General features: G+C 34.6%; 15 protein-coding genes. 11 read left to right on the top strand and 4 right to left on the bottom strand.

The window, feature by feature from the left end:
• Window positions 1-4: 4 nt before the first annotated feature.
• Entirely contained in the window at window positions 5-1,261 is a 1,257-nt protein-coding gene (hisD, locus tag ABID42_RS12680; RefSeq protein ID WP_367283965.1) for a histidinol dehydrogenase, read from the bottom strand.
• Between the two features lie 5 nt (window positions 1,262-1,266).
• Entirely contained in the window at window positions 1,267-2,127 is an 861-nt protein-coding gene (gene hisG / locus ABID42_RS12675) for an ATP phosphoribosyltransferase (RefSeq protein ID WP_323697933.1), read from the bottom strand.
• A gap of 181 nt (window positions 2,128-2,308) precedes the next feature.
• Between hisG and ABID42_RS12670 the strand changes: the two genes are divergently transcribed.
• From ABID42_RS12670 to dacB, 4 genes are all read left to right on the top strand, one after another.
• Complete coding sequence (locus ABID42_RS12670; RefSeq protein ID WP_367283964.1) at window positions 2,309-4,192, top strand: CocE/NonD family hydrolase; 1,884 nt, start codon at window positions 2,309-2,311, stop codon at window positions 4,190-4,192.
• A 628-nt stretch (window positions 4,193-4,820) separates the two neighbouring features.
• Complete coding sequence (locus tag ABID42_RS12665; RefSeq protein WP_323260828.1) at window positions 4,821-5,294, top strand: Lrp/AsnC ligand binding domain-containing protein; 474 nt, start codon at window positions 4,821-4,823, stop codon at window positions 5,292-5,294.
• Between the two features lie 104 nt (window positions 5,295-5,398).
• A complete protein-coding gene (sufB, locus tag ABID42_RS12660; RefSeq protein WP_323260829.1) occupies window positions 5,399-6,847 on the top strand; it encodes a Fe-S cluster assembly protein SufB in 1,449 nt (482 codons plus the stop codon).
• Between the two features lie 185 nt (window positions 6,848-7,032).
• Window positions 7,033-8,514 (top strand): D-alanyl-D-alanine carboxypeptidase/D-alanyl-D-alanine endopeptidase, encoded by a 1,482-nt coding sequence (gene dacB / locus ABID42_RS12655; RefSeq protein WP_367283963.1) that lies wholly within the window; start codon window positions 7,033-7,035, stop codon window positions 8,512-8,514.
• A 161-nt stretch (window positions 8,515-8,675) separates the two neighbouring features.
• Here dacB and lepA read toward each other — a convergent pair whose 3' ends face one another.
• On the bottom strand, window positions 8,676-10,463 hold the full coding sequence (gene lepA / locus ABID42_RS12650; protein WP_367283962.1) for a translation elongation factor 4: 1,788 nt from the start codon (window positions 10,461-10,463) through the stop codon (window positions 8,676-8,678).
• Between the two features lie 203 nt (window positions 10,464-10,666).
• Here lepA and ABID42_RS12645 point away from each other — a divergent pair, with 203 nt between their 5' ends.
• Window positions 10,667-11,251: a Crp/Fnr family transcriptional regulator gene (locus tag ABID42_RS12645; RefSeq protein WP_323260834.1), complete on the top strand. Its 585-nt coding sequence runs from the start codon at window positions 10,667-10,669 to the stop codon at window positions 11,249-11,251.
• 141 nt (window positions 11,252-11,392) lie between these two features.
• Here the strand turns inward: ABID42_RS12645 and ABID42_RS12640 are convergent, their stop codons facing one another.
• Window positions 11,393-12,625 (bottom strand): DUF819 family protein, encoded by a 1,233-nt coding sequence (locus tag ABID42_RS12640; protein ID WP_367283961.1) that lies wholly within the window; start codon window positions 12,623-12,625, stop codon window positions 11,393-11,395.
• A gap of 459 nt (window positions 12,626-13,084) precedes the next feature.
• Here ABID42_RS12640 and ABID42_RS12635 point away from each other — a divergent pair, with 459 nt between their 5' ends.
• The 6 genes from ABID42_RS12635 (at window position 13,085) to ABID42_RS12610 (ending at window position 22,426) form a co-directional block, all read left to right on the top strand.
• Window positions 13,085-16,375 carry a UvrD-helicase domain-containing protein gene (locus ABID42_RS12635; protein WP_367283960.1) on the top strand — a complete coding sequence of 1,097 codons (3,291 nt, stop codon included), beginning with the start codon at window positions 13,085-13,087 and terminating at the stop codon, window positions 16,373-16,375.
• Between the two features lie 938 nt (window positions 16,376-17,313).
• Window positions 17,314-18,216, top strand: coding sequence for a carboxypeptidase-like regulatory domain-containing protein (locus tag ABID42_RS12630; protein WP_367283959.1), 903 nt, complete (start codon window positions 17,314-17,316; stop codon window positions 18,214-18,216).
• A gap of 111 nt (window positions 18,217-18,327) precedes the next feature.
• Window positions 18,328-19,320, top strand: a complete 993-nt coding sequence (locus ABID42_RS12625) for a protein-glutamine glutaminase family protein (protein WP_367283958.1) — start codon at window positions 18,328-18,330, stop codon at window positions 19,318-19,320.
• Window positions 19,321-19,591: 271 nt separating this feature from the next.
• A complete protein-coding gene (locus ABID42_RS12620) occupies window positions 19,592-20,431 on the top strand; it encodes a hypothetical protein (RefSeq protein ID WP_367283957.1) in 840 nt (279 codons plus the stop codon).
• 189 nt (window positions 20,432-20,620) lie between these two features.
• The gene (locus ABID42_RS12615; protein ID WP_367283956.1) at window positions 20,621-21,199 is read left to right on the top strand and encodes a glycoside hydrolase family 19 protein; all 579 of its coding nucleotides are present in this window, start codon (window positions 20,621-20,623) and stop codon (window positions 21,197-21,199) included.
• Between the two features lie 183 nt (window positions 21,200-21,382).
• Entirely contained in the window at window positions 21,383-22,426 is a 1,044-nt protein-coding gene (locus ABID42_RS12610) for a carboxypeptidase-like regulatory domain-containing protein (RefSeq protein ID WP_367283955.1), read from the top strand.
• Window positions 22,427-22,430: the final 4 nt, after the last annotated feature.

Below are 22,430 nucleotides of genomic sequence, written 5' to 3'. Positions count from 1 at the left end.
TAATTTACATTCTAATTTTCACTGCATTAGCATGAGCATCTAAAGACTCAGCCTCTGCCATTTCAATAATTGTTTTTCCGAGGTTTTGAATGCCTTCTTTGGTAATATGCTGAACCGTTATTTTCTTTACGAAGCTATCCAAGCTTACGCCAGAATAAGCTCTTGCATAACCATTTGTTGGCAAAGTATGGTTTGTACCTGAGGCATAATCTCCAGCAGATTCGGGCGTAAAATTTCCTAAGAAAATTGAACCTGCTTGGTAAATTTTTTCAGATACTTCTTCCGCATTTTCTATTGATAAAATCAAGTGTTCTGCAGCGTAATCATTCAAAAGTGCTAAAGCAATTTCCTGATTTTCTACCAAAATAGCTTGACTATTTTCAAGGGCTTTTGAAGCAAAATCTGCTCTTGGCAAAACGGCTAATTGCTTTGTAAGCTCTTCGTTTACTGCTTCAATTATTTTTTCCGAAGTTGAAACCAACAATACTTGAGAGTCAATACCATGTTCTGCTTGCGATAATAAATCAGCTGCGACAAAAGCTGGATTGGCTGAATCATCTGCATAAACGGCTACTTCCGAAGGTCCAGCAGGCATATCAATCGCTATTCCTTCTTTATTAACCAACATTTTGGCAGCAGTAACGTACTGATTGCCCGGTCCAAAAATTTTATATACTTGTGGAACAGTTTCTGTGCCATAAGCCATTGCCGCAATGGCTTGCGCTCCGCCAATTCTATAAATTTTGGTAATACCACAAAGCGAAGCTGCGTACAAAATCGCTGGATGGTTTGATGGTGTACACAAAACGATTTCTCTACAACCTGCAATTTGTGCTGGAATGCCCAACATCAATACTGTTGAAAACAAAGGTGCTGTGCCACCCGGAATATATACCCCAACTTTATCAATTCCGACAGTCTTGCGCCAGCAGGTAACACCCGACATCGTTTCAATTTTTTCAGGAGTACTCTTTTGAGCTTCGTGAAATTTATGAATGTTCTTGTAAGCCTGATGAATGGCTTGCTTCAAATCATCAGAGAGCAATGATGCCGCCTTTTCAATTTCTATAGAAGGCATTTCAATTGATTCTAAATGGACTTTATCGAAGGTCAAAGCAAAATCACGAAGGGCGATATCGCCTTCAGTTTTTACTCTGTACAAGATGGGTGCTACACGCTGTTCAATCACAGCAATATCCTGTGTTGGGCGTGTTAGTAAGGCTTGATAATCGGATTGTTTGGGATATTTTATAATTTTCATGGAAACTAATAAATCATTTTTTCAATCGGCATTACTAAAATACCTTCAGCGCCTGCTTCACGTAGTTTTTCGATATTTTGCCAAAAGTCATTTTCGTTAATTACTGAACTCATCGCCGACCAGCCTTCTTGCGCCAAAGGAATCACAGATGGCGATTGCATTCCCGGCAATAATTTACTGATTGCTTGGATGTTTTCATTTTTGGTGTTCAACACAACATACTTATTGTTTTTTGCTCTTTGAACAGCATCAATTCTAAACAAAATCTGATTAAGAATATCTTGTTTTTCAGCCGACATGGTTGGACAACCAATCATAATCGCTTCCGAACGGAAAATTACTTCTACTTCTTTCAGACCGTTACTCAATAATGTACCGCCAGACGAAACAATATCACAAACAGCGTGCGCCAAACCAATACTTGGTGCAATTTCTACTGAACCAGAAATTTCATGAATATGAGAAGTAACACCATTATCTTTTAGGTAATTTCCTAAAATGATTGGATACGAAGTAGCAATGTCTTTTCCTTCTAAATCTTCAATGCCATTGTAAACCTCGCTTCTTGGAATAGCAATTGATAAACGACATTTTGAAAAGCCTAACAATTTCACTTCAGAAACGTTTTTGTTACTTTCCACATGAACATTTTGTCCGACAATACCGATATCCGCAACGCCATCTTCTACATAGCCGGGAATATCGTCGTCTCTAAGAAACAAAAATTCTGCTGGGAAGTTTGAAGAAGTTGCTTTTAACTTTCCTGCTCCATTATCAAACTTGATTCCGCATTCCTTAAAAAGATTGAGGGAATCTTCACTTAAGCGTCCAGATTTCTGAACGGCAATTCTTAAATTTTGAGTCACTTGTCAGTTATTTATTAGTCCACAATACTAACATTTCCTAAAAATGATTAATTACGATTGTTTTTGTCTATTTAGGTAAAAGCTAGCGGACTGCAAAATTACGCAATCCAATTTAGGTTTTGACGGCTTTTCTGTAAATTGTCAAGAAATCATTGATATTTCTTAATCAACAAAATCAATTATGAAAAAACTTTTCTTGTGGCTACTTCTAATACCTGTTTGTAGTTATGCTCAAAAAACGGAATCTCCTTATCCTTTTTCAGTCGCTCAAGACAGCGCTTACATCCGTGAAAATTACCAGAAAATGGAGTTTATGGTTCAAATGCGTGACGGAATCAAGCTTTTCACACAAGTTTATGCTCCGAAAGACCAAAGTAAAAAGTATCCAATTTTGATACAGAGAACGCCTTATACTTGCTCGCCTTATGGAACGGATAAATACAAAAAGAGAATTGGACCAAACCCATTTATGTTGAGAAGTAATTACATCGTTGTTTACCAAGATGTAAGAGGAAGATGGGCTTCAGAGGGAAAATTCGTAGAAATGACGCCTCATCTTGATATCAAGAAGGCCAAAACCGATATTGACGAATCCACAGATACTTATGATACCATTGATTGGCTGACAAAAAACATCAATAACAATAATGGGAAAGTTGGTCAATGGGGAATTTCATATCCCGGCTTTTTTACTTCTGCTGGCGCCGTTTCAGAACATCCAGCCCTGAAAGCTTCTTCACCACAAGCACCAATGGCAGACCTTTGGCGAGATGATGCTTTTCATAACGGAGCATTTATGATTGCAGCCAATTTTGGTTTTTATAATTTCTTTCAGGAACAAACAAAACCAACGATTACTCGTCCACCAGCATATTTTGAAAACAATAACCCTGATGGTTATGATTTTTATTTGAATGAAGTAAAAACAACCAAAAATTCAGAAGACAGTTTTTATAAAGGAAGAAACGTTTATTATCATGACAATTTTGATCATCCAAGTTATGATGAACATTGGAAGAAAAGAAATATTCTACCGCACTTAAAAGGCATTAAACATGCTGTGATGGTAGTTGGTGGCTGGTACGACGAACAAGATTTATTCGGAACATTCAATACTTATAAGGCTATTGAAAAACAGAATCCTAACATCAAAAATATTTTTGTAGTTGGTCCTTGGGTTCATGGAGGTTGGGCTGGTTCGTCTGGACAAATGCTTGCTGATGTAGATTTTGGTTCAAAAGTATCACCATATTATCAAGAAAATATTGAAGCTAAATTTTTCAACCACTATTTATTTGATGATTCAAAACCACTTGATTTACCAGAAGCAACTCTTTTTGAAACTGGAACAAACAAATGGCGTTCATTTGATACTTATCCAGCAAAAGGTACACAAGAGAAAAATCTATATTTTCATTCAAATGGTAAATTATCGTTTACTGCACCAACAAACGAAAAGTCGTTCTCTGATTATGTTTCAGACCCAAATCGACCAGTTCCTTTTTCTTCTAAAATCAATGATGGGTTTTCGGCAGATTATATGGTAGAAGACCAACGTTTTGCTTATACTCGTCCAGATGTTTTGTCGTTTTCAACAGATGTTTTAGACAAAGACCTCACACTGTCAGGAGAAATAAAAGCGATGTTAAAAGTGGCGACTTCTGGAACGGATGCAGATTGGGTGGTGAAAGTAATTGATGTTTATCCAGCCGACGCTCCAGAACATCCTAAAAGACCTGAAGTAATTTATGGAAATTATCAGCAATTGGTACGTTCTGAAATTTTCAGAGGAAAATATCGTGATGACATTTCAAAGCCAAAACCTTTTGTGCCTAATCAAGTAACAAATGTAAATGTGGAATTACAAGATGTTTTACACACATTTAAGAAAGGGCATAAAATGATGGTGCAAATTCAAAGTTCGTGCTTTCCTTTTGCCGACAGAAATCCGCAAAAGTTTATGGATATTTTTAAAGCAGAAGAAAAGGATTATCAAAAAGCTACTCAGAAAGTATATCATCAAAAATCAGCAGCAAGTTATTTAAAAGTGGGAATTTTGGAGTAATTTTTTGAATTTAAGATAAGTATAAGTACTCAAAGTAAAAAGCCGTAGTATTCCTGAAATACTACGGCTTTTTATTGATAAGGGCTGAAAACAAAAAAAGCAGACTTACAAAGACTGCTTTTTTGAATTACACTTCATCAACAAACTAAAAACCAAATAAAACTACTTGATATCTTGTAGTCAATCTGATAATTTGAGAATAAAGGTAATAATAAAATTGTGCTTTGACAAAAATTTATCCTCAAAATATATCAAATAATTGGCTGTAGGAGAAGGATTCGAACCTCCACGGTGTGATTAGGTAAAGTACAAAGTCTGGTGGTCAACCCCAGTCCATCTTGCGATGGGCATTACACTTACTTTATTTCATGTTCACCACCCCCGAGACAGGAGGGTACGTCTGCCAAATTTCATCACCCTACAGTGTGGTTGTCTTCGTTTCTTTTAACTTGACAATGCAAAGTTAGCGCACCTTTTATTATTTTGCAAATTTTACATAAAAAAAACTTAAAATTTACATTATATTCAATTGTGGAGTAGATTTATTTAAAATTTGTTAATAATTTCTTTTCAAAAGTGTTGTTTTTTGTAAAATTTTAAATTTTATTTGAGTCTAAATACTTATATTATGGAAAAGAATGTCGAAATCGACGAAACTGATTTGAAAATTTTAGGACTTTTGATGCAGGATGCCACCATGCCTTACACTGAAATTGGTAAAAAAATCAATGTTTCGGGCGGAACCGTTCATGTAAGAATGGGCAAAATGGAGCAAGCTGGAATTGTTAAAGGTTCACAATTGGTGATAGACCATACTAAATTGGGTTGGGACATTGCTGCCTTTTTGGGAATTTATTTAGATAAAAGCTCGCTTTATGCTGAAGTTGCCGAACAACTTATCAAAATTCCAGAAGTAGTAAGTATTAATTATACAACAGGTATTTATTCAATTTTTGCGAAAATTGTTTGTCGTGATACTGTTCATTTAAGAGAAGTGCTTCACGATAAAATTCAAAAAGTACAGGGCATTCAAAGAACTGAAACATTTATTTCTTTAGAAGAAAGTATAAATCGTTCAGTGCCTTTTGGCTATAAAGGTTAATAATTTTAGCACTTTCTGGGTAGCCTTTTTAGAAAAAATCTAAACAGGCGAACTATTCTTCGTTTTTTTGGCTTATTTTTGTAGGATAATTACTACCTAAAGCAATGGCAAAAGAAGAAATTGATATATTAGAGGAAGTTACCTCCTCGGAGTACAAATATGGTTTTCAAAGTCACTTCGAAACTGACGAAGTGCCAGCAGGTTTGAGTGAAGACGTAATCAGATTGATTTCAACAAAGAAAAACGAACCAGCATGGATGCTTGATTTAAGACTAAGTGCTTACCGTACTTGGTTGACAATGGAAGAACCGAAATGGTCAAACGTTCATTACAAACCTGTTGATTATCAGTCTGTTAAATACTACTCTGCTCCAAAACAAGCAAAAGTTTTGGAATCATTAGATGATATTGACCCAGAATTACGTGCTACTTTTGAGAAATTAGGTATTTCATTAAACGAACAAAAACGTTTATCAAATGTTGCCGTTGATGCCGTTATCGACTCTGTTTCGGTAGCAACTACTTTTAAAGCAGATTTAGCGAAAAGAGGAATCATCTTCTGCTCGATGTCGGAAGCAATTCAAGATCATCCGGAATTAATAAAAAAATATTTAGGTTCAGTTGTGCCAGTAAAAGATAACTTCTTTTCAGCTCTCAATGCCGCAGTATTTACTGATGGTTCTTTCTGCTATATTCCAAAAGGTGTTCGTTGCCCGATGGAACTTTCAACCTACTTCCGTATTAATGCCGCAGGAACTGGACAATTCGAACGTACTTTGATTGTTGCAGATGAAGGTTCTTATGTTAGTTATTTAGAAGGTTGTACAGCTCCTCAGCGTGATGAAAATCAATTACACGCAGCGGTAGTTGAAATTGTTGCTCATGAAAATGCTGAAGTAAAATACTCAACTGTACAAAACTGGTATCCTGGCGATAAAGAAGGAAAAGGTGGAATTTATAACTTCGTAACAAAACGTGGTATTTGCGAAGGAGCAAACTCTAAAATTTCTTGGACGCAGGTAGAAACAGGTTCTGCAATTACATGGAAATATCCTTCTGTTATTTTAAAAGGAGATAATTCTATCGGTGAATTTTATTCAGTTGCTGTTACAAATAATATGCAACAAGCTGATACTGGTACAAAAATGATTCACATTGGTAAGAATACTAAATCAAGAATTGTTTCTAAAGGTATTTCTGCTGGTAAATCTCATAACTCATATCGTGGATTAGTAGAAGTAATGAAACGTGCAGATAATGCTCGTAACTTCTCTCAATGTGATTCTTTGTTGATGGGCGACCGTTGTGGAGCGCATACTTTCCCATATATTGAAGTAAAAAATAAAACGGCTACTGTAGAACACGAGGCAACGACTTCAAAAATTGGTGAAGACCAATTGTTCTATTGTAACCAACGTGGTATTTCTACTGAAGCAGCCGTTGCTTTGATTGTAAACGGTTATGCTAAAGAAGTATTGAACCAATTGCCAATGGAATTTGCTGTTGAAGCTCAAAAACTGCTAGCAGTATCATTAGAGGGTTCAGTTGGATAGATTCAAAATTGGATTTTATAATTCATCAAAAGGCTACTATGAAAATGGTAGCCTTTTCTATGTTCTGTCTTTCATAATAGGATTTACTTAAATTCAGTAAGGCTCTATAAAAAGGATTAGGTTATTTTTCGCTTTTAATTATCTTTGTTAAGTATCAGCATTCATCAATAATCCTTCTTATTTATATGAAACTATTTTTGTTAAGTATTTTCCATGTCCTTACTTTATCAAAAACGCCCGATTCTCTTGACAATAAAGCTAAACAAGTACAATTTCAAAAATATGTAGAAGGCTTAGCCAATACTCCTTTTATGGCTAATGGAATGATGGGCATCAGTATTAAATCAGTAACAACGAATAAAGTATTGGTGAGCCATAATGCTCAAAAAAGCCTCGCTCCTGCTTCAACTTTAAAATTGATTTCCTCCGCAACAGCATTATCGACCTTAGGCGAAAACTATACTTATACTACCCAATTAAATTACAGTGGACAAATTGCGGATTCTGTATTAACTGGAGATATTATCATCAAAGGCTCAGGTGACCCTTCGTTCGGTTCGTGGCGATTTGAAAAACAAATGGATTATAAAACTTTGTTTGATACTTGGACACAAAAAATTAAGATTTTGGGCATCAAGGAAATCAAAGGAAGAGTATTTGCTGATGCTAGTCTATTTGAAGAAAATGTTTTGCCTGATACTTGGATTTGGACAGATATGGGAAACTATTACGGAGCAGGTGCTTATGGTTTAAACATTCATGAAAACCTGTATTATGCCGTTTTTAAACCTTCACAATATTTAGGTGAAGCTACATTGGTAAAAACAATTCCAGACCTCCCCTATTATCAGAAAATCAATAAAGTATTAACAGACAAACCTAGAACAGGCGACCAAGTAAATATTTACAGCACGCCTTATCAAGATATTTTAGTGATGCAAGGTTTTGTACCTGCGGGCGATACTTTTTCGGTGAAAGGTTCTATTCCAGATCCAGCTTTATTTGCGGCTTATTACTTACAAAAGAAATTAGAAGAAATTGGCATCAAAGTACAAGATAGTCCACTGTCGTCTTTGGAAGTAAGTAAAAAGAAAATGGTTTATCAAAAACCTTTGCAAACCATGAATATCACCGTATATACTTCGCCTTCGCTTGGAGAACTTTCAAAAGCTTGTAATTACCAGAGTATCAACCTTTATGCCGAAGCTTTTCTGAAAACTTTCTCGACAATTTCATCTTTTGGAAATTCTATTAAAGATGCTATTAAAGGTTTGAAACAAATTTGGCAAAGTAAAGGGGTTAATCTATCAGGTTTTAATATCAAAGATGGTAGTGGACTTTCTCCTTCTAATGGCATTACGGCAGATAATATGACGGATATTTTAAAAGCGATGTACTCTGAAAAATCATTCAAAGCATTTTATGAATCAATACCAGTAGTCGGTGAATCTGGAACGGTGGCACATTTGGGAAAGAAATCAAAAGCGGTTGGGAATGTCAGAGCAAAAAGTGGTTCTATTGAAGGAGTAAGAGCTTATGCTGGATACTTTACTGCTAAAAATGGAGAATTGATGTGTTTCTCTTTTATGCTGAATAAGTATAATTCAGATTTCGGTTCAGCTACGAAAGAACTAGAAAAATTGATTACAATGATGGTGGAGTTGTGAAGGTTTAGTTGTGAGTTAGTGAATTGTGATTGAGTGATTTTTGAGTTGGTCTAAGACAGCAATGTTATATTAAGTGCTACTAAAAAGAAAAATCCGTTATCAATTAATTGCTAGTCCGAACGGAAAACAATTAACTGATAACGGATTTTTTAATGATACTCTTAGTCTAATTTCAATACAGCCATAAATGCTTCTTGTGGAATTTCTACATTTCCTACTTGACGCATTCTTTTCTTACCTTTTTTCTGTTTCTCTAATAATTTTCTTTTACGAGAAATATCACCACCATAACATTTTGCAGTTACGTCTTTTCTTAAAGCTTTAACCGTTTCACGAGCAATGATTTTTTGTCCGATTGCCGCTTGAATAGCAATATCAAATTGTTGTCTTGGTAATAATTCACGTAACTTTTCACAAAGACGTTTTCCCCATTCATAAGCTTTATCACGATGAACGATTGCTGAAAGTGCATCTACTTTTTCACCATTCAACATCACATCTAACTTCACCATTTCGCCTTCTTGATAGCCTTTGTATTCATAATCTAAAGACGCATAACCACGAGAAATCGTTTTTAATTTATCGAAGAAATCGAATACTACTTCTGAAAGTGGTAAGTCAAATTGCAATTCAACACGGTCAGAAGTAAGATAAATTTGGTTTGAAAGTACGCCACGTTTATCCAAACACAATTTCATAATTCCTCCTACATAGTCAGATTTAGTAATGATTTGTGCTTTGATAATTGGTTCTTCAACGTGGTCAATCAAGTTTGGCTCAGGTAATTCTGAAGGAGCAGAAACCCAAAGTTCTTCTCCATTTGTTAATTTAACATTGAATTTTACTGAAGGAACTGTTGTAATTACCGTCATGTTAAATTCACGTTCCAAACGTTCTTGAACAATTTCCATGTGTAGCATTCCTAAGAAACCACAACGGAAACCAAAACCTAATGCCATTGATGTTTCAGGTTCCCAAACAAGTGAAGCATCATTCAATTGTAATTTACCCATTGCATCACGTAAATCTTCAAATTCAGTCGTTTCAACAGGATAAATACCTGCAAAAACCATTGGTTTTACTTCTTCAAAACCATGAATAGATTCTTTACAAGGACGGTCACGGTGCGTAATCGTATCACCAACTTTTACTTCTTTGGCTTCTTTGATACCTGAAATCAAATAACCTACGTCTCCAGCTTTGATAGATTGTTTCGGTTCTTTTTCCAAACGTAAAGTACCGATTTCATCTGCAAAGTATTCTTTACCTGTAGCAATGAATTTTACTTTGTCTCCTTTTTTGATTTCTCCGTTGAATACTCTAAACATTACTTCGATACCACGATATGAATTAAATTCAGAGTCAAAAATTAAAGCTTGTAATTCAGCGGCAGGGTCACCTTTCGGAGCAGGGATTCTTTCAACAACGGCAATCAAAATATCTTCTATACCAATGCCTTCTTTACCAGAAGCATGGATGATAGAATCACGTTCACAACCTAATAAATCAACGATTTGATCTTTTACTTCCTCTGGCATTGCACCCGGAAGGTCAATTTTATTTAATACTGGAATAATTTCTAGGTCATGCCCCAAAGCCAAGAAAAGGTTTGAGATAGTTTGTGCTTCAATTCCTTGAGCTGCATCTACAATCAACAAAGCACCTTCACAAGCAGCAATTGAGCGTGAAACTTCATAAGAAAAATCCACGTGACCCGGCGTATCAATCAAATTGAATACATATTCTTCTCCTTTATAAGGGAAATTCATTTGTATTGCATGCGATTTGATAGTGATACCACGCTCACGCTCCAAGTCCATGTCGTCCAATAATTGAGCTTGCATATCCCGTTTTTGAACGGTATTTGTAAATTCAATTAATCGGTCAGCGAGCGTACTCTTTCCGTGGTCAATGTGGGCAATAATACAAAAGTTACGTATGTTTTTCACGTTATTTATTTTACGGTATTGATTTATTTCAAGTTGCTGTATAACTTACCAGCTCTAATACAGGATTTACTTATACTTTTTACAAAATTACGTCCTTAACTTTGAAAAAGATAATAAGTAATTAGAAAAGAGATAAGAATAAAGGTCGATATGGCTAATTTTTATCTAAACTAAACAAAATTCATTTAAACTTCATTACCGCCATGAAATTAACCCCTGAAGTTTACCCCATCGTTGAGTACCTGAGCAAATTCGTGGTACTTTCTGAAAGGGAGGTAAAATCATTCGTTAGTAAGTTACAATACAAAACCTGCAAGAAAGGAGATATTCTGCTAAAAGAAGGTGATGTTTGTAATGAAATTTATTTTATTCTACAAGGTACACTGAGAGCTTATACCAAAGTAGATGGAGAACAAAATAGAACCTTCAACTTCGCCTTTGATGGAACTATCTTCACAGAACAAGTAAGCTTTGCTTCTCAACAACCTTCTACTGATTATTTAGATGCTCTTGAAGATTGTAAGTTATTGTACATCACACACGAGCGTTTACAATGGCTTTTCGACAAATTCCACGGTTGGGAAAGAGCTGGGAGACTCATTAATCAATTTTATTTTTGCGAAGAAAGAAACAGAGTACGTTCTTTTATGCTAGATGACGCCACATTGCGCTACCAGAAATTACTGATTGAATTTCCAGCAGTTGAAAAGAAAATTCCTCAACATATTATTGCTTCCTACCTCAACATTACGCCACAATCGTTGAGTAGATTGAAGAAAGGACTTTAGTAATGATGAGTTTTGAATGATGAATTATGTATTGTATGTTGAGTGGTTAATCAATTTAACGATTCACAAAAGTCTATTTTGAATAAAACAGCTTATTTGAAAGCTACAATTTATTCATAATTCATCATTCAAAACTCATCATTACTCAATCACCCATTGCATCATCAAACCCGTAAGATATCCACAATAAGTACCGAGTGCGTAGCCTAAAATGGCTAATAATACTCCTACAGAAGCCAATGAAGGATGAAATGCAGCAGCTACTACCGAGGCAGATGCCGCTCCGCCAACATTTGCCTGTGACCCAACAGCCGTAAAAAAGTAAGGCGCTTTGGTCAGATATGCCGCAACTAAAGTAAAGCTGGCATGAAATAACATCCAAATGATGCCTACTAAAAAAAGTTGAGGTTTTTCTAAAGCGGCAAAAATGTCCATTTTCATTCCAATCGTTGCAATAAGAATAAACAGAAATATTGAACCAAATTTTGATGCACCAACATCTTCAATTTGTTTTGCTTTGGTCTGTGAGAGTATTAAACCAAAAATAGTTACTAATGAAATCACCCAAAAAGAGGAAGAAGAAAGGCTAAACTTTTTGAGATTTGGATAATTGTTTTCGATAAAAGGTACAATCATATCTGAACAAGCATTAGCGATGGCTGTTACTCCAAAACCGATAAAAAGAATCTTTAAAAGATCTTCTACATTTGGGTTTCTTGCATTTTCTTTGGCTCTTTTTTCAATTTTCTGGCGGACTTCATCCACTGCTCTGGTGTCTGCTCGGAAGAATTTATCAATTTTTGTGGCATGACCAACACCGTAGAGTAATAAAGCTAACCAAAGCTCTGCGGTAAGTACATCAATAGCGATAGCTTGAGAAAAAACCTCTGGAGCAGGATTAAATACTTCTCTTAAAGCCGTCTGATTGGCACTTCCTCCAATCCAACTACCTGCGATGGTCGCTAAACCCCGCCAAGTTTCTCCCGAAACGGTTTCTGGACTAATTATTTTCACAATCCAAAGCGATGCAGGGCCACCAACCATTACGCCCAAAGCTCCTGCTAAGAAAACAATGATGGCTTTTCCGCCTAATTGCTTCAATGCTTGAAAATCAATATTAATGGTAAAGTATAAAAGACAAGCTGGCAATAAGTATTTAGAGGCTACATCGTACAATTTAGAGTTTTCGCCATCAACAATATGAAAGGCATTCAATAAACCGGGAACGAAGTAACAAACTAAAATACTTGGAAAGAAAGTATAAAAACGTTTCCAAAAACGATTCTCTAAAGAAGAAGTATAAAAGGTAAAATAGATGATGCCAAGTAGTATTCCGAAGATAACGGCGTCGTTTGTAATAAATGTTTGTTGCATGATGAGGGATTATGATAAACAAATTTACAGGCTTTTTGTAATTTGCAATAAGATTTAGATGTAAAGAGATAAGAAGCAAGAGACAAGAAGCAAGATTTGAGATAAAAGCAGCAAGAGGAAGGAAACAAGGCATTAGCAAAAGGTTTTTCTTTGCCGTAGTTTGTGTCTCACAAACTATTAAAGATTATTCAGCGGAGATAAGAGAACAGCATTTGAAATTCTATTTTAAAGCATCTCTTGTTTCTCTTGCCGTGGTTTGTGTCTCACAAACCACCAGTCGAGATGTTCAGTGGAGACACTGAACCTGACATTTGACATGATTTTGATAAAAGTGACAAGCACTAAGCAAAAGATAGAGTGTCTGTCACTTCTTTTGAAATGCTATTCTAAACCTTTTTCTCTTGTGTCTTTTGTCTTGCTTCTTTCATCTAAATAAATCCGAAACCCGAAATCAAAAAAATGCAAAGCCCGAAATTCAAAATATATTCTTCTTCTGCTGGTTCTGGAAAAACCTATACTTTGGCGAAAGAGTACATCAAATTAGCCCTTAAAACTACTTCTCCTTTTTATTTCAATCATATTTTGGCAGTGACTTTTACGAATAAAGCTGCTGGCGAAATGAAAGAAAGAATCTTGAAATACTTGCATCAATTTGCTTCTGAAGATTTGCAAGACCGGAAAGAATCGGAAGGAATCTTAAAGCAAATTTTGGAGGAATTACAAGAAGAAGGGATTGAAATTGATGAAGAAGAGTTGCGTGCAAGAGCGTCTAAAACCTTTAAACATATCATTCATGAATATGCCAATTTCTCTGTTTCTACGATAGATTCCTTTGTGCAGAAAATCGTTTCTGCTTTTACAGAGGAATTAGATTTTCCTTTCAATTTTGAAGTAAGTCTTGATTCTGAAGTACTCTTGGATGCCGCAGTTGAGCAATTATTACAAAAAGTAAATACAGAGCATTTCGAGCAAATTACTTTAGCCATCAAAAGCTTTGCGATGGAAAAAGCGGATGAAGGAAAATCTTGGAATGGTTTGGCTGGAGAATTATCTGTTTTCGGAAAAAGTCTTTTATCTGACCAACATCAAGAAGCTATCGACAATATTGCGGATTTAGAAGCAGAAGATTTTCTCCAAATTGAAGGACAAACAAAGGCCTATTGCGAATATTTGGAAACTAAAATCAAAACGATTTCACAAGTAGCCTTAGAAAGTATAGATTCTGCGGGTTTAACGATTGGGGATTTCTTCCAAAGTCGTTCGGGCGTGGGAGCTTATTTCCATAAATTGCAAAATGATGTTTTTGCTTCGCCCAATTCTTATGTGATGAAAGCCGTTGAGGAAAATCACTGGTATTCAAAAACGCAAAAAGGTGGAATTAAGGCAGCAATTGATGGCATTTCAGACGAATTAAGTAGTTATTTAAGTAATATTTTTTCTATTCAGGACAACGAAAAATCAAAATATATACTCTTCAAAGAGATTCTTAAACAGACCAAGAAATTAGCTTTGTTGAGTCAGCTAAAAAAGGAAATTGCCACTATTCAAAATGAAACTGGACAAATTCATATTTCAGAATTTAACCGTAAAATTTTTGAAATTGTGATGAAAGAACCCATTCCGTTTGTCTATGAACGTTTGGGAGAAAAATATAATCACATTCTGATTGATGAATTTCAAGATACTTCTACGCTACAATGGCATAATTTCTTGCCTTTGGTAGAAAACGCCTTGGCAAACGGACATTTCAATTTGGCGGTTGGCGATGCCAAACAATCTATTTACCGTTTCAGAGGCGGAGAAATGGAATTGATTGTGCATTTGCACAAAGACAATTTAGAAAGATTGGTAGAAGGCAACGAAGAAAATGATTTCTTGATAGAAAGATACGCCAGCATTCGTCCATACTTAAAGCCCGAAAACCTGAGTACCAATTACAGAAGTACCAAAGAGGTAATTACTTTCAATAACGATTTGTTTGGTTTTATAAAAGATTCTGCCGAAAACGAAAGCATTGCTCCTAGCCTTCCTTTTGTTTATGATGAATTCTTTGCGCAACAAGTACCGCCAAAACCAAAAGAAGGCGGTCATTTAGAAATTGATTTTTTACAGGGAGAAGTAGAGGATGAAATCATGTTCGAACGAATCATGACATTAATTGATGAGGCACGTGAAGCAGGCTATAATTATGCAGACATTGCCATTTTATGTAGAAAAAATAAGCATGGCAGAATCATCGCCAATGCTTTGAAAGATGCCAATATTGATGTTGTTTCCTCAGATTCATTGAATTTAAGTGCTTCGGATGCCGTTAATTTGGTGATTTCTTTGATGAAAGTCGTGCAAAATCCAGAGAATACTTTGTCGAAATACGAAGCCATTTATTTATTTTACCGAGTGGTTTTACATAGAATTCCTGCTACGCAAGACAACCATATTATCAAACAAGCCATTGAGTCTGGCGATATTACTTTGTTTTATGAATTGATAGAAGACGAAGGCTATGCTTTAGAATCTTTTGCTTTACAGCAAATGGCTTTATATGAAATTGCCGAAAAGATTATCAATACTTTCTTTCTTTTTGAACATCATAAAGAATTAGATTTTCTCTTTCGTTTTTTGGATGTTATCCTCGAATTTCAGACCAAAAAGAGCACACATCTTACCGATTTCTTGCAATATTGGGAAGCAAAAAAGGAATTACTTTCTATCTCTACACCCGAAGGACAAGAGGCTGTAAACGTAATGAGTATTCACAAATCTAAAGGCTTGGAATTTCCTGTGGTTATTATTCCTTATTGTCATTGGACGACCGACACCAGTTTAAGAACAGAAATTTGGGCTGATTTACCGGTTGAAAACGAATTAATAATTGCGAATGAATCATCTGAAAAAGCTGACAAAATCCTAAAAAATGCACCGCTTAGAGTAACAAAATCTCTGGAGCAAACGGCAGTCGTAAATCAATACAAAGAAGAAAAAGAAAAGACTTTTTTAGAAAGTTTGAATATGCTTTATGTAGGACTTACTCGTCCAACAGATAGATTGTACCTGATAGTTAAGAAAAACATCAAAGATTTTAACAAGACGGTTGGCAATCAATTGTATCAATTTGTCAATTGTCCGCCGATTGAAGAAGAAGAAAACCATTTTGAAGTCATCTATCAAGGCGAAGCCAAAAAGCAAAAAGATAAAAAAGAAAAAGCAAAGGATTTAATAGAAATCAGTGCTATAACCAGTTTTGAAAGAAGCAATAAAGTAAAACTCAGACAAAGTGCTGAACGCCTTTTTGACCTAAAAACATTTGAAAAAAGTAAAGATTATGGCAATAAAGTCCATGCTGCTTTTGCGAAAATCAAGACTTATCATGATACTGATTATGCTTTGCAAGAGATTTTACGAGAAGGTTTGATAACAGCGACGGAAGTAGCAGGCTTAAAGCATACTTTAGAAAATATTATGAGTTTGCCAGCCATCAAACCACTTTTTGAAGTAGCAGAAGAAGCCATTAAAAACGAAAGAGAAATTCTGATGCCCAAAGGAAAGCCACTACGTCCAGATAGAGTAGTCAGACTCAAAGACAAAATCGTGATTTTGGATTATAAAACAGGTTCAAAATCAGATTCGCACAAAACACAAGTGCGACAATACATGAATATCTACAGAGAAATGGGTCACGCCAAAGTAGAAGGAATATTGGTGTATTTAGAAGAAAAAGCAAAAGATGAACAGGTGGTGGAGGTGGATTGATAAATGTTTAGAGTGCTAAATATTTTGTGCTTTAGTATCATAAAATCACAATGAAGTTAATTGCAAGGTTTTTTGATCTGAAGTTTCAAATAATTAGTATGAAAATTAAATAAAAAATTGTAGCGGCGAGCCTTTAAGCTCGCCGTTTTTATTGGTCATCAATCTCTTCAAAAGATTATTATCCTATGATATTTTGAACAAAAATTGAGTTTTTACAAAAAACCTTACCGAATAATAAGTTTTTTGACTTTTTATTTGTCATTTTAAATTCAATTAACTAAGTTTGACTCAACAATCAACGAGCACAATATCTTATTCATTTCCTGATACTTACGAAAAGACATAAGATAATTTCAAACAATAGGTGGCACCTTAAACTCCACAAATTACAACCGTTCAACAAATACTTATAGTCACAAAATTTCAATTAAAAATAAGAAACGATAGCTGACAGTCAAGAAACAGGTAATGACATTTCAGAAACAGTAGCTGACAGTCAAGAAACAAGTAATGACAATTGAGAAATAGTAGCTGACAGTCAAGAAACAGGTAATGACAATTGAGAAATAGTAGCTGACAGTCAAGAAACAGGTAATGACAATTGAGAAACGGTAGCTGACAGTCAAGAAACAGGTAATGACAGTCGAGAAACATTAGCTGACAGTCAAGAAACAGATAATTGCAGTCGAGAAATAGTAGTTGACAATTGAGAAACAGATAATTACAAACAAGAAACAATAGCTGACAGTAAAGAAACAGGTAATTACAGTTGAGAAAAAGCCAACTGTTGTTTTGAAACACTCAACTACAATCAAGAAATAAGTAAGCATAATCAAGAAAAGAGTGCCAACAATTGAGAAATAGGGATTTACACGAAGGTTTTAATGCACTCAAATTAGTTTTTCATAACTACATCAATTTTTAATTTTAATATATCTATGAACTCTAGACAAGAATCAAAGGTAAACATGTACCGAGGCGTACTATTGTTTTGCCAAAACAATGCAGGAATTGTTTCTACAAACACCGCATTTTCAGAGGCTATTAATGCCTTAACAATTAAAGTGAATGAAATTCAAGACTATTTAGTCAGGGAAATTAGGCACACAACAGGTATATCAGCAGATAAAGCCACTGCCAAAGCAAAACTTTGCTTAGTAGCTTCCGAGATAGCCAATATAGTATATGCTTATGCAGTTACTATTAACAATAAAGTGTTGATGGATGAGGTGAATTATTCTTTAAGCGATTTAAAAAAACTTAGGGAAGATTTAATAGTAGCAACCGTTACCAATATTTATAACAGTACACAGTCAAACCTCAGTGCGCTTGGAACCTATGGCATCACAGCCTCCACATTAGATGAATTGACCGAAGCCATAAATGATTACAACGCTTTATTACCTAAAACAAAAACAACTATATCAGAAAAATCAAACTATAACGATAACATCATTAAGCTAATCGACGAAACCGATACACTAATCAAAAACAGGTTAGACAGATTAGTCGTAGTTTTTAACAAAACACATCCCGATTTTGTGAATACGTATAAGAAAGTACGTCATATCGACGCACCCAATAAACCCGTAACCCAAATCAAAGGAAATGTGATTAACAAGGTAGATGGCAAAGCCATTGAAGAGGCAGTTATTAGCCTCATTGGCACAACAAACGCCACAACGAAAAGTGATAAAGAAGGCAACTTCGTTTTCAAGCCAGTCACCTACGGAGATTACCAACTAAGCATTAAAGCCACAGGTTTTAAAGATTATATAGACAACGCTTTTGTGGTGAAAATGGGGAAGGTTAATCGGGTTTTTGTGGGGTTGGAGGGGTGAGGTGGTTTATTAGTAAATATAACCGTCATAAATTTAATAAAACTTGAGTGTATGGCGGTTGTATATTTGTTGGTAGCAATTTATTAGTCGGATATTAAAAACACAAAAGTTATGAAAACAGTCTCAAACCTGATTGCTTGTTTAGCATTATCACTTTCTGTCTATTCACAAACCTACATGGATTTTAAGCCGAAACATTTGGTGAATGTCGTAATAGCTCAAAATGAAGGTATCCCAATTTTTACATATTCTCAATTCAAAATTGAAGATTATCAAAAAGTAGTAGAAGCGTTTAATTTTTTAAAGAATTCTTCAAAAATACAGTTTAACTACCCTCAAGATAATTGTCATAACCGAGCAGAAATAATGAGTATGTTTTTGAAAAAGAAAAATATATCGCATTTTAAAATATGGAATTTTGCACCATCAAAAATGACTTTTTTTAGTTCTCAAATGCTTGAAGTTCCAGATAAAAATAACTTTAGCCCAACGGGAAAAATTCATTGGGGCTTCCATGTTGCTCCAACAGTATTAGCTAAAGTAAATGGCAAACTAGATACTTTGGTTTTAGACCCTTCTCTTTTTGATAAACCAATTACTTATAGAAAGTGGCTATTAGTTCAGAATTGTAAAGCGTCTTACTATACATTTCTAAATTCAGAATATTACTTGTTTTATTCAATTAATGGTTCATTTGTTCATGACTATGAAGATTATGACCAAAATTGTACTACTGATAATGATATACAGTTGCCCAATTATCTACCAAAAGTTATGACTGGCGACTTTTACATGTATTCTGGTAGCCGAGTTACACAACAGTGGGTTGAAAAAGGAATGGCAATAAATGACATGGCTTATCAATTTTATACGAGTGAATTGCTTCCAATAATTAATGACCCTTCAAAAGCCGAATTAGTCAAGGAATATAAAATTCTATTTGGAAGCGTCAACAATGTAGAATCAATCTACCTTGAGTATCCGTCAAAATGTAAACTCGACCCTGATCTACTTGAAAAGCATAAAGCCATATTAGATAAATATCGTGAAATTTTTATCCGACAAACGTCAAAATGGGTTCAGATAGTTCAAGAACTTCACTAAAAACTGCTGCCAGTGTTGACTTATCGATATGTCGGTTTTGGAATAAATTGAACGAACGAATTCTAACTTAAATTTGGATACGGTTTGAACGAATTTGCTGTGAAGTTGTCACATCGCCAAGCCCTATCCATTGCCTGCAAGCAATTTTCCAATATTCATAAAACTCATATTTCAGTAATAAATGAAATCAAGTATTGGATTGCCAGTAATATATTTCATTATACATTCTATTAAAATAAAAGCTCCTCATACTTAACACATTTATTTCAACATGATCTCTGAAGAAATGAAACTTCATATACTTGCGGAAGAAAAGTATAGAGAAGAAGTTAAACGAAGCCTTGAAGTTCCTAGTAATAAGGTATGGACTTTTTTAAATAGTAATTTTGGACTTTGGTTTTTATCCACGTGTGTAGTTGGGTTAATTACTTTCATATTCACTTTCCTTCAACAAAAAGAAGAACAACAGTTAGAGCTGGAACGAATTAGAGAAAGAAGACGATTTGAAGAAAAACAAAACCAGTTAGAGCATACTCGACGAAATGCAACTCTTGTATCTGTACTTTTACCCTATTTAGCCTCACAGGAGGAAAAACAATGGAGATTAGCAATTGAAGTTACCAAATATCTTAAAGTTCAAGGCGAGCTTCCAGGTGAATTAGAATCGGCTTTAGAGGGTATTGTGAGTAGCACTTCATACAACACTTCAAAAGTTTCCATGAATCAGCAAGCAAAGGCTAATGCTGCTGCTGCTGTTATTGATACTCGTAGTAACTCTTCACAGGGAAATACTCCAAATTTAAGTTTGCTACCCCCCCGAGTTTACATTCAAATCTCAACAGAGGGGCAAAGAGATGAAACCAAAGTAATTCAGTCTGCATTACGAGCTAAAAATTTTCTTGTACCTGGTATAGAAAATGTTGGAGGAAAAAAAATAGGTCTTCCAAAATTAGTTGAGGTTAGATATTGTCGAGATGAAGAAAAGGATGAGGCATTCAAAATTATAGACATAATCCGTAGTAAATATCCGAATTTAAATATTAATAGTATTCCAAGAAAAATATCAGGAAAGGGTGTTAGACCTCGGCATTACGAAATATGGTATCCTTGAGTGTAATTATTTCTATCATTGAACACCTCCGCTTGGTGTAGTGTTTCATCACTACGTCAGAGTGTACAGCAATGTTACATTGCAGAAATACAAAATAATTTTGTCTCTGTCCGATTAAAGATTTTATTAAAACTTTCCCTTTAAAAGAGTAGGTAAAAGTTTGTTACCCTAAAAAAGAGAACTTAAATTATGATAAACAGAAAGTTTTTTTTCGACCACGTCAAGCTTAACTTATTTGGCGGTTCAGTAAATCCTAAACAATTACAAGGCTTAACAGCTATCCTGAATGAGTGGGAAACCAACTACAGCCAATCAGACGAACGTTGGCTTGCCTACATGTTAGCTACAACTCATCATGAAACAGGGCGAACCATGCAACCAATTGAAGAATGGGGTAAAGGTAAAAACATGATTTACGGTACAAGGGTAAAGATGAATAAAAAACCATATACTGATACCAATGAAATATTTTATGGAAGAGGCTTTGTTCAACTAACGTGGTATGAAAATTACGAACGTGCAGGAAAAGAACTTGGAAAAGACTTTTTGCATAATGCATCAGATGTATTGATATTATCAAATGCAACCCAAATTATGTTTTTAGGAATGATAGAAGGCTGGTTTACGAAAAAAAAGCTTTCGGATTACTTTAATCCCAAAACCGAAGATTGGTTTAATGCCCGTAAAATAATTAATAGTACAGATAAAGCTAATTTAATTAAAGACTATGCTTTAAAATATTATGCAAGCATTAGTCATGTATTGTAGCAAAACCTCTAAATAAACCCTTTGTTTTGCGTAGTGTTCCTACATTACACCAAGCGAGGGAGCATTTATATAAGTATAATTCTTATTTCAAAAGTATTCATATCAAATATTATATTCTTTGAGGTATAATCTAAATATGTTGATAGATTCTAAACAGTGTCGAAAAAAATAAATACAAATTCCATGAAAAAAGAAAAAGAAGAACAAAAGAGACTATTTCATCAATGGTACCTATTTGCACTCTCATCTTCTGGGTTTATAGTAATCATATATATTTTTTTACATATCATTTTTGAGGGTAAAGAAATAAAAGCATTATCTCCAGAACAATTTACAAGTATCAATGCTATTATTAGTAAAACAGATAGTGAAAGTGCTATTAATAAAAAAACAGCAGTTAAGATAGGTATCAAAGATTATCTAAAAGTTAGCCTTTTAGTGGGACTCAATGAAGACGAAGAAGCAAGTAAAGTAATAGATTCATTAGTTGATAAAAATTCACTAGAGTATTTAGTGCTTGTCTTGCCCAGCTATCCTTTTGAAGTTAGAAGTTTTTTTTGGATGAAAGGGTTTAAGGCTTATGCGGAATTATTTTTTTGGATTTGGTTTGGAGTTTTATCAAGTGTGTTATACACAGTTGTCAATGCACATAATGTTGGGAAATTTTCCAGTAAACTTATATATGACCATATCGCAAAGCTATTTTATGCTCCTCCAGTTAGTTTTATTCTTTATTTTTCTTCGAATTTACTAATTAGTCAAAACCTTATTTCTTTGGATAAAATCTCAAATAACTCTATTGTGTTCGTATTTATTTTAGGTTTTTTTTCTGGACGAGCCATTGAGCTACTTAACCGTTTGAAAGATGTGATTATTCCTTTGAATGGAGTACAAAACACAAATAATCAAGCAGAGGTATTAACAGAAGAGATTGCTAACTTATCTGGAAATATTATAATTGGAGACAATACATTAAAGGAGCTATCATTAGAAAATTGCGAAGTTAAGCTAACTAATAAAAATATAGTTTCAAACATATATACGACAAAAACAGATAAAGAAGGATTTTTTGAATTTACAAATATCCCTGTTGGCTTATATCAAATAAGTGCTGATTTACTAGATGATAAAGGGTTTAATATGGGTATGAAACAGCATCTTGTTATTGAAAAAGCAAGTGATTTTGAGAATAAACCGTTGCATCTTGTATTGAATAAACAACCATAGATAA

It is taken from the genome of Arcicella rosea, from assembly GCF_040543805.1.
In the GTDB taxonomy this organism is placed as follows: Bacteria; Bacteroidota; Bacteroidia; order Cytophagales; family Spirosomataceae; genus Arcicella; species Arcicella rosea.
Note: the sequence above shows the minus strand (reverse complement) of the source record. Positions and strands in the feature narration are given on the sequence as shown.